8 protein-coding genes are annotated in these 8,704 nt (G+C 39.9%); 4 read left to right on the forward strand and 4 right to left on the reverse strand.

Going from position 1 to position 8,704, the window contains the following annotated elements; genetic code table 11:
* Window positions 1-9 precede the first annotated feature (9 nt).
* Window positions 10-1,005, forward strand: coding sequence for a hypothetical protein (locus ABMA79_RS06040; protein ID WP_393091076.1), 996 nt, complete (start codon window positions 10-12; stop codon window positions 1,003-1,005).
* Here the strand turns inward: ABMA79_RS06040 and feoB are convergent.
* From feoB to ABMA79_RS06055, 3 genes are all read right to left on the reverse strand, one after another.
* Window positions 1,002-2,975 (reverse strand): ferrous iron transport protein B, encoded by a 1,974-nt coding sequence (gene feoB, locus ABMA79_RS06045; RefSeq protein WP_393057207.1) that lies wholly within the window; start codon window positions 2,973-2,975, stop codon window positions 1,002-1,004. The genes ABMA79_RS06040 and feoB overlap by 4 nt on opposite strands.
* Complete coding sequence (locus ABMA79_RS06050; protein ID WP_392858368.1) at window positions 2,975-3,205, reverse strand: ferrous iron transport protein A; 231 nt, start codon at window positions 3,203-3,205, stop codon at window positions 2,975-2,977. Before ABMA79_RS06050 ends, feoB begins: the two co-directional genes overlap by 1 nt.
* Before the next feature lie 96 nt (window positions 3,206-3,301).
* Complete coding sequence (locus ABMA79_RS06055; protein ID WP_052607433.1) at window positions 3,302-3,847, reverse strand: dCMP deaminase family protein; 546 nt, start codon at window positions 3,845-3,847, stop codon at window positions 3,302-3,304.
* An 82-nt stretch (window positions 3,848-3,929) separates the two neighbouring features.
* Here ABMA79_RS06055 and murJ point away from each other — a divergent pair, with 82 nt between their 5' ends.
* Together murJ and ABMA79_RS06065 are read left to right on the forward strand one after the other, a co-directional pair.
* A complete protein-coding gene (murJ, locus tag ABMA79_RS06060) occupies window positions 3,930-5,507 on the forward strand; it encodes a murein biosynthesis integral membrane protein MurJ (RefSeq protein WP_393092448.1) in 1,578 nt (525 codons plus the stop codon).
* An 80-nt stretch (window positions 5,508-5,587) separates the two neighbouring features.
* Window positions 5,588-6,028, forward strand: coding sequence for a DUF507 family protein (locus tag ABMA79_RS06065; protein ID WP_021268496.1), 441 nt, complete (start codon window positions 5,588-5,590; stop codon window positions 6,026-6,028).
* A gap of 26 nt (window positions 6,029-6,054) precedes the next feature.
* Here the strand turns inward: ABMA79_RS06065 and ABMA79_RS06070 are convergent, their stop codons facing one another.
* Window positions 6,055-6,600 (reverse strand): hypothetical protein, encoded by a 546-nt coding sequence (locus ABMA79_RS06070; protein WP_393091079.1) that lies wholly within the window; start codon window positions 6,598-6,600, stop codon window positions 6,055-6,057.
* Between the two features lie 153 nt (window positions 6,601-6,753).
* On the opposite strand from ABMA79_RS06070, the gene ABMA79_RS06075 reads away from it, so the two are divergent.
* On the forward strand, window positions 6,754-8,547 hold the full coding sequence (locus ABMA79_RS06075) for a hypothetical protein (protein WP_393091081.1): 1,794 nt from the start codon (window positions 6,754-6,756) through the stop codon (window positions 8,545-8,547).
* Window positions 8,548-8,704: the final 157 nt, after the last annotated feature.

The following is an 8,704-nucleotide window of genomic DNA, read 5'->3' on the forward strand; positions in this document are numbered from 1 at the left end:
AGAAGTGAGATGATTGTAGATCAATCACTAAGCGTCAACTCAAGGGTTCCGGCCAGCACCTTTATTGAAGGCGAAGAAGAAGTCGTTATTGGGAACTTCTTTGATATCTCTAGGCCAAACTCCCTCGATGATAGCGTTGGTTTTATACAAGAAGGTAATTGGTTTCAGGATAACTTGAAAGGTTATCAGGGAAGCATCAGCCGCTACACCAATGATTCAAGTGCAAGGGCCATCTACACGACTGATCTTTTGGGTGATTCGACTTATTGTATTTGGTACTACCGAGTGCCATCAATGAATGCAACGGACAATGCAATCGTTGATATTTTTGATGGTGTTGAAGAAATTGGTCTGGCCAACTTCAGTCTAAGACTTCCAAGTAATGAAAAAGGTCTCTATCCTTTAGGGGAATTCTCTTTTACCTCAGGACAGGAGAGTCGTGTGATTATTTCAAAGGGCGCAGAAGACCCGCTGCTTTTAAGAGCTGATGAGGTCATCTTTAAGAAGCTCGGTGATTACGAGGATTGCCAAGGAATGATTTATAAGGAGCTTGATGAGAGTGCAACGATTGTGGCGAAGGCCATTAATCAGAAAACTTTTAAAGGAACAGATGGTTATCGCGAATATGGTGACTGGGTGGATAGTAAACTTAAAGGAGCACAAGGCAATAGTGTGCGCATGAGTGAAGATGAATATGCCTATTCAACTTATAACTTCATGCCAAAGAGGTCCGATTACTGCTTACAAATATATCGTCCAACTGTTGTTGGTGCTCTATCGAATGTTAAAGTGAGTATCTTTCAAGAAGATGTGGAAATCTTTACGACTTTTGTTAGTTATAATATGCCCGAGGCCAAGAGTGGTTGGGTAGGTTTAGGAAAACATGAGTTTAAAGAAAATGAAGTTGTGACAGTGATTTTTGAAAGAGACCCTCGCGACATCGGCTTACTTCTAAGTGATGCCGTGAGGTTATCGATAGTATCTAAAGATAAAAATTGTAATTAAATAAGTAGGTGGTAAGTAACAAATGCTCCACCATAGGCGAGAATTGTCATATATCCAAACATTAGGAAGACATGTCCCCATCCATCTGTTTCTCTGCGAACAATCCCAAGTGTTGAGATACATTGCATAGCAAAGGCAAAGAAGATTAAAAGTGACCAAGCAACGGCCGTGTTAAATACTGGCTCATTTGTTTCTGGATCAATTTCAGCTCTTAGTCTTTCTCTTAGAGTTGTTGACTCCTCATCCACATCACCAAGGGCATAGATCGTTCCTAGAGTTGAAACGAAGAGTTCACGGGCACCCATTGCAACAGTGATCCCAACTCCCATTTTCCAATTGTATCCAAGTGGCTTGATAACTGGCTCAATTAGCTTTCCAAATTGGCCAATTGTTGAATGCTCAAGAGAGATCGCAGCAGCTTCAGCTTCTGTTTTTCCAACAAGCATCTCTTGTGCTGGTTTTGGAAAAGTTGAAAGAAACCAGATTACCATTGAAAGACCTAGGATGATCGTCCCGGCCTTTTTAAGAAATACTCTTCCTTTGAAAAACATTGACTTAAAAGCAGGTTTTAAAGTTGGCATTTGATAAAGAGGTAACTCAATAATGAATGAAGTCGTGCTTCCTTTATAAAGAGTTAATCTAAAGATCTTTGCAATAATTAGGGCCACAATACTTCCTAGAAAATAAAGGAAGAAAAAGGCAAGTGCTTGAGAGTTAAAGATTCCAAAAACAGTCTTTTCTGGAACAAATGTCCCAATTAGAAGAATGTAGACTGGTAGTCTTGCAGAACAAGTGATGAGTGGAATCGTCATTAATGTTGCAAGTCTTTCTTTCTTATCTGAAATAGTTCTCGTTGCCATAATTGCTGGAACAGAACAAGCAAAGCCTGAAAGGTATGGAAGGAAGGCCTTTCCATTAAGTCCAAAGTAAGACATCGCGCGGTCTGTGATAATTGAGGCACGTGAGATATATCCACTTTGTTCAAGAAGACTAAGTAAGAAGAAGAGAATCATAATTTGTGGAAGGAAGATAACAACTCCACCAACACCTGCAATAATTCCATCAACGATAAAGCTATTTAACATACCTTCTGGAAGTAGTGTTGCAACGTATTCTCCGAATGCACCAACTCCGCCATCAATTAGATCCATGGCAGGACCTGCCCATGTATAAATTGAGTGGAAGATTAAGTAGAAAATTGCCAGAAAGATAACTCCACCTAAGAATGGATGAAGAACGAATTGGTCAATTTTATTTGAGAGTTGAATTAAACTCTTATTTTTACCAATAGCATATGATGCTTTTAGATCTCTTGCTTCTCTTTGGTATTTTTCAATTTGAGAAAGCGCAGAAACTTCATTTTGAAGTTCAACAAATTGATCTTCCTCAAAGCTTACATTAAATGGATTGTATTCCGTTGATTCATTTGAAAGTTTAATCTTTCCTGATGGTAAAAGAATTTCGTCTGAAGCATTCTCTCTTAAGAAGTTCTCAAGAGTTGCTCCACTGTCTCTCATTGTCGAGAATTTGATATAAGGAACACCAATATGTTCACCAATTTTATCAAAGTCATAATTCTTTGTTACATCAAGGTCGTACTTGTTGAAGATGATTTTAATCTTTCCACCAAAGAGCTTCTTTACAGCAAGAGCAAGTGAAAGAGAAGAGTCCAGACGAGCACAGTCAACAACACAAACGATTTCGTGGAATTCTGTTACTTGATTATTTCTTCCAATTAAAGTGGAAACTGTTACAGCTTCATCAATAGAAGAAGGAACTAGTGAGTAGATTCCCGGAAGGTCCACAACTGCTAATTTTTCTTCATGACGGGCATTTGAAATAAGACCTGCTGTGGCCGTATCAACAGTAATACCGTTGTAATTTGCAACCTTGCGATTTGCTCCTGATAGAAGATTGAAGATCGCCGACTTCCCTGAGTTTGCAGGGCCAATAAGTAAAATTTTTCTCATTAATGTAATTCCTCAACATTGATGAGACTTGCTTCGCTTAGACGAAGGGCAACTGTTTCACCATCTGTTAATCTAAGAGTAAGAGGGGAGCCTAGGAATGAAGGAGCGATAACTTGAATTGCATCACCTGGAAGAATCCCAAGTCCTGTCATAATTGTCTTATGCTTAAGCCCCTTATCAAATGAGAGGATCTTAACATTTACGCCTTTTTTAACCTTCGATAAAACCATATTTTACTCCATACGTCTCAATGGGCTTACTATAGTTTTATTAGTCAAACTTGTCTAGGAACTCTTTACTGATATGAACCATGTTTACACGGTGGGTTACTCGCGATAGAAGGCGTCCGTAAAGTGTGCAATGAGAGAATCAAGTACGTGCTCACCAAGTGAAAGCTGACGATACTTAACCCCTGTTAAGTCAAAGATACGACGAGAGATGCGATTTGACTCAGTACCCGCGTGCTTGTCTTGTAAGTATACGATTTCTTTGATCTTTGAAGAAGCTAGAAGCTTGGCACACTCGTGACAAGGAAAGAGAGTCACATAGCAAGTTGCTCCAGAGAGCTTGTGATTAGAGTGAAGAATTGCATTGGCCTCGGCGTGAACAACGTATCCATATTTCTGCTGCTCAAGAGGGAGAGTCCTCTCTTTTCCCCAAGGAAGTTTAGTTTCATCAATTCCCGCAACAAAGCCATTGTAACCAAAAGTTATTTGGTGGTTGTTCTCATCGACAAATACACATCCTACCTTTGTGGCCGGGTCCTTACTTTTGAAGCTGGCCATAATGGCCTGAAGCATAAAGTACTCATCCCAGTTTACGGCGCTCTTTGTTTGAATGTGATTAATCGACTTTTCAAGCTCTGTTCTCATGGCAGCAAGATTAGTTAATAATCCTTCACTTGGCAACTACTGGAAGCTTGTTAAGTCAGATAGGGTGGTGCAAAATATTGGAATGACAAGAGAACACAGGAAGAATTTTTTACTATCCTCTATTAAGATGGCCATCGCGACACTATCAAGTCGTGTTCTGGGTTTTGCTAGAGAAATTTTAATGGCCAAACTTTTTGGTGCCTCAGGACTTACTGATGCCTATCAAATTGCCTTTCGTATACCAAATATGTTGCGTGACTTATTTGCAGAGGGATCATTCTCATCTGCATTCGTTCCAATTTTTACTTCGGCCAAGAAGGATGGTGATGAACATGCTCGTAAGCTTCTTTGGTCCATGGCCATTGTCTTACTTGCTATCACTTCAATTGTTTGTTTATTGATTTTTATCTTCGCCCCACAAATTATTCAGATTTTAACAAATGAGCTTTTTACTTCAGATGTAAATCGCTTGGAAATGTCTGTGCTTTTGACAAGAATGATGTCGCCATTTTTAGCATTTGTTTCAGTGGCCGCATTATTTATGGGGGTTCTTAACACTTATAAGATGTTCTTTGCGCCAGCGATGGCCCCGGCGGTATTCAATATTATCATGATCGTCTCAATGATAACGCTGCCTAAGTTCTTAGAGGCACGAAACCTTCACCCAATTGTATCTCTTGGAGTAGGTGTTCTCATTGGTGGTTTCTTACAAATGCTTATTCAAGTGCCAATGCTCTTTTCAAAGGGCCTTGTAAAGCTAGATGGGATTGAGCTTTTCTCAAGTGATGTAAAAGAAATTTTAAAACGCATGAGTATTGGTACAATTGGTGTTGCGGCCACACAAATTAATCTCTTAGTCTCAACTTTCTTAGCAACGGGAGCAGTTGTCGGTGCCGTTTCTTGGCTTCAATATGCATTTAGGCTCTTTCAATTTCCTGTCGGCATTCTTGGAGTTTCAATTGGAAACTCAAACCTTGTTTACTTCTCTGAACTTTGGAGGGGAGGTAAAGAAGAAGAAGCGAAGGGTGCACTTCAAACAAGTTATATAACGAGTCTTTTTGTTCTCATGCCTGCAATGGCACTAATGTTTGCTCTAGCTCAAGACTGCGTCGCTATTTCTTTTCAACGTGGAGCATTTGGCCTTGATGATACGAAGATGGTAACAGAAGCACTCTATGCTTACTTATTTGGGTTACCATTCTATGGACTTTATAAAGTCTTTTCTCCAAGCTTTTACACATTAGATAAGCCAAAAATTCCTGTGATCATTTCTTCGATCGCTGTTGGGATTAACATTATCTTCTGTTTCTCACTTGTTGATACTTATGGATTTAAAATTCTTGCGATGGGAACTTCGATTTCGATGATTTTTATCATCCTTGTTCAGTCGATTCTATTATTCAAGTTGTTGGACTTGAAACTGAAATTCTTCTTTCCTTTAAGATTTTTTAAAATTGGTTTGAGCTCACTATTAGCTTTTTATGCTACACAGTATGTACGTGGATACTTCCCAAACAATATCTTTTCAACTCTTGATAATCTTGCGGCCTTCGTTGTTGCAGCGTGCGCAGGCGCTTTTGCCTATGTTATTGCGCTAAGTGTCTTGGGTGATTATGTTTTAATTCAGCGCTTCTTAAATAAGATAATCCGTCGAAATTAGAATGGAAGTAATCATAAATTTTCTTGCTTCATGAGTGGCAAGTCGTTAAACTTAAAGAGATTACACATTTGGAGCAGTAAATGAGAACAAATTTTGAAACACTCGAAAATTTAGCGAGTCATACAATTAATACACTTAAGGAAAAGGGTGTTATTGAATTCGATATTGCAAATCGTGAAAAACTTATCGAATCAATGGCGACTGAATTTGGTGTATCACTTGCAACTGATGAAGATATTCGCGATCAAGCAATCGAAGAAGTTGAAGAGAAAATGGGTGTAGATAATATGCCTGAGGACGTAACTGAGTCTGAAATGTTCAACCATGCTCGTAAAGAAATTATTAAGTCATTCAGTGGTGAAAATATTGGTGGTCTATACTTAGTAGAATCACTACACAATATTGCAAACCGCATGACTGCATTCTTAATTGATTGTGAATTCATCGATGATGTCTTCGGAACTGACGAAGAAATTCACAACTTCCTAGTACAAAATATTAGAACATTTAAGACACGTTAATAAAAAAGCTCCGAAAGGAGCTTTTTTTATTTCTTTTTAATATTGTGTAGTGACTGTTCGAAAAACGGTCCTTCAAGCAAACCATTTAAGACAGAACTTTCACTTTCTAAAATGACAATTCCATCTTCAGTTTTTAATAGGGCAGCATCGTAGTAGACACGAAGCTCATGACTTTTTGTGGCCGTTCCTTCCACGCGAAGAGTTTCAATACCTTGTTCATATAATTTTTCAAAAGATTTTGGCCCATGAATAATTGACGTATCTTTATCAAAGACAAGTTCATTATTTATTGCCAGCTCTTCAAAGGCCGCTTGCAAATCAACATAGTTTTTATCAGTAAAGCTAAAGCGAGACTGCCATTCATAACGTGTGTCAGTTCTTTCAAATACTTTTAATTCACTACTGTCGCTTGTGAGGGTCCACCAAGGTGGGATTGGAATTTCAAGTCCATGGAAGGGGAAGCTTACAGCATTCTTTAAGGCGACTTTTTTTTCACCTTTAATAACAAATGCCGCATAAGTAGCAAAAATTAATACGCAAATGAGGAGAATCCACCAAAAAATATTACTCATAATTCGCAATTTATCGCTAAATTTAGGCTTCGTAAACGTAATATTAATCAGTTAAATCAGTACTTTATAGAAAAAGTCGATAGTTTACTCAAGTTTCATTCATAAAGTGTCGTTAAGTAGTTGAGGATTGTTAAAGTTTTTATGGAGAAAACTATGAAGTTAAGACTTATTGGCACAAAAAGCATCTTATTGGCGATGATGATGCTGAATACATATGCTGAGATCGACATCAGTGATTGTATCTACTTAAGAGACAATGGCTATGAAGATGACGCTCAAGCATGTGTAACAAGAGCATCTCGTGGAAGCTCTGGAAGTAATGACTTCTGTGTCGATTGTTTACCTAAACTTCCTGAAAGAAATGAGTGGGCCGAAGTTGCAAAAGTTGCAATTCCTTCACTTGCAGCAATGGGGAGTGTTTTTTTCGCCACTAAACACCAAGCTGATTCTCAAGAGTCATGGGCAAATGCTTATGAAAATGGAATTAAATCATGTCATGGCCAAATCGATGGCTATTTAGATTATAACCTTGAAAGAGGTGCAAACCCTGTTCTTCCAAAAGAACAAACATCAATGCTTAATTCTTGTAACGGTTATGGCTACGGTATGTACGCTGGAGGACTTGGTCTTACTGGTGGAACTTTCGGTGGTGTAGGTAACGGTTGGCTAGGTCAAGGTTACACAGGTGGATTCCTTGGTGGAATGGGTGGACCTAACTTTGGTGGCAATATCTATGGAAATGCCGGATGGGGCATGGGAATGGGTAATGGCATGGGTAACGGAATGGGCATGGGCAATGGCTTTGGTGGAAATTACCAAGCTAATGTTTATATGAACCCACTAGGTTCTCTTGCTGGTTCGGCACTTGCAGGACTTTTAACAGGTGGTAATGCTGGCTTTGGTGTAAATATCAATGGTGGCATGGGAATGGGCGGACACCCTGGAATGTACCCTGGAAATATCTACGGTGGAATGTACCCAGGTTTCGGTATGAACTCAGGCTTTGGAATGGGCATGGGAATGGGTGGATACCCTTACGGAACTGGTTTTGGAACAGGCTTTGGTGCTAACTTTGGCATGGGAATGGGCAACGGTTTTGGAATGGGTAATGGTTTCGGAATGGGGAACGGTTTCGGAATGAATACTGGTTTAAATTTTGGACTTAATATTGGTAACACTGGCGCATACCCTGGGATGAACACTGGCGCAGGTTGGGGAATGTACCCTGGATCTGGCTGGGGAATGTATCCTGGAACAGGTATCAATGCAGGTTTCAATCTCGGTTGGGGAGTTAACGGCGGTGGAAATGGTAACTGGGGTAATGGTGGAGTTTATCCAACATATCCAGGCCCTGGAAACGGTGGAATTATCTCTGGCGGTTGGGGAATCAACGGCGGTGGAAACGGTAACTGGGGCAACGGTGGTGGAAACCCTGCTTGTATGTGTATCTCAGCACCATGTGCTTGTGGAAATACATTTCCTGGTGGAAACGGAAATATTAATGGCGGTTGGGGAGTCAACGGAGGTTGGGGATCTGGCGCTAATAATGGTTGGGGTGTTAACGGAAACGCTGGTTGGGGAGTCAACGGTGGAAACGGTTGGGGCCTAAATGGTAATGCTAACGGTGGTTGGGGTGCCAATGGAAACTGGGGTGCAAATGGAAACTATAATAATGGTTATCAAGCACAACAATTTCAAAGCTACATCAATGGCCTTCAAGGACAAGCTGTTGCTCAAGGTAATTACCAGAACCAAGGAAACGTAGCATATGCTAACCAAGCACTGTATCAGAACTTATACAATGCTCAACAAAATATTTATGCTAACTCTTATAACGGTTACTATAATTCAGGGACTAACTATGGATCAATGGCCGGTGGTGGTCTTAATGGCCAATTTAGTATTGGTGTAAATGGTGGTGCCGGGTTTAACTGGGGTGCTAATTAATCGATTGAATTGAGAGAAGAGAGATATAAGAAAGCCTCCCGGATGGGAGGCTTTTTTTATAAAAAAAATAGCGCCAGTGGCGAACCGAGAAACCTAAAGGTTTCTCTCTCGAATATTATGTGCACCGAATAGGGGCGCACAAATAAAAAAAGAGGTT

This window comes from Halobacteriovorax sp. HFRX-2_2, from assembly GCF_043196705.1.
Taxonomy (GTDB): domain Bacteria; phylum Bdellovibrionota; class Bacteriovoracia; order Bacteriovoracales; family Bacteriovoracaceae; genus Halobacteriovorax_A.

Bases quoted from the DNA above. Each gene is read 5' to 3' on its own strand.
- ABMA79_RS06040 (WP_393091076.1), top strand. From the start codon at position 10: ATGATTGTAGATCAATCACTAAGCGTCAACTCAAGGGTTCCGGCCAGC.
- ABMA79_RS06055 (WP_052607433.1), bottom strand. From the start codon at position 3,847: ATGAGAACAGAGCTTGAAAAGTCGATTAATCACATTCAAACAAAGAGC.
- murJ (WP_393092448.1), top strand. From the start codon at position 3,930: ATGACAAGAGAACACAGGAAGAATTTTTTACTATCCTCTATTAAGATG.
- ABMA79_RS06070 (WP_393091079.1), bottom strand. From the start codon at position 6,600: ATGAGTAATATTTTTTGGTGGATTCTCCTCATTTGCGTATTAATTTTT.
- ABMA79_RS06075 (WP_393091081.1), top strand. From the start codon at position 6,754: ATGAAGTTAAGACTTATTGGCACAAAAAGCATCTTATTGGCGATGATG.
- ABMA79_RS06065 (WP_021268496.1), top strand. From the start codon at position 5,588: ATGAGAACAAATTTTGAAACACTCGAAAATTTAGCGAGTCATACAATT.
- feoB (WP_393057207.1), bottom strand. From the start codon at position 2,975: ATGAGAAAAATTTTACTTATTGGCCCTGCAAACTCAGGGAAGTCGGCG.
- ABMA79_RS06050 (WP_392858368.1), bottom strand. From the start codon at position 3,205: ATGGTTTTATCGAAGGTTAAAAAAGGCGTAAATGTTAAGATCCTCTCA.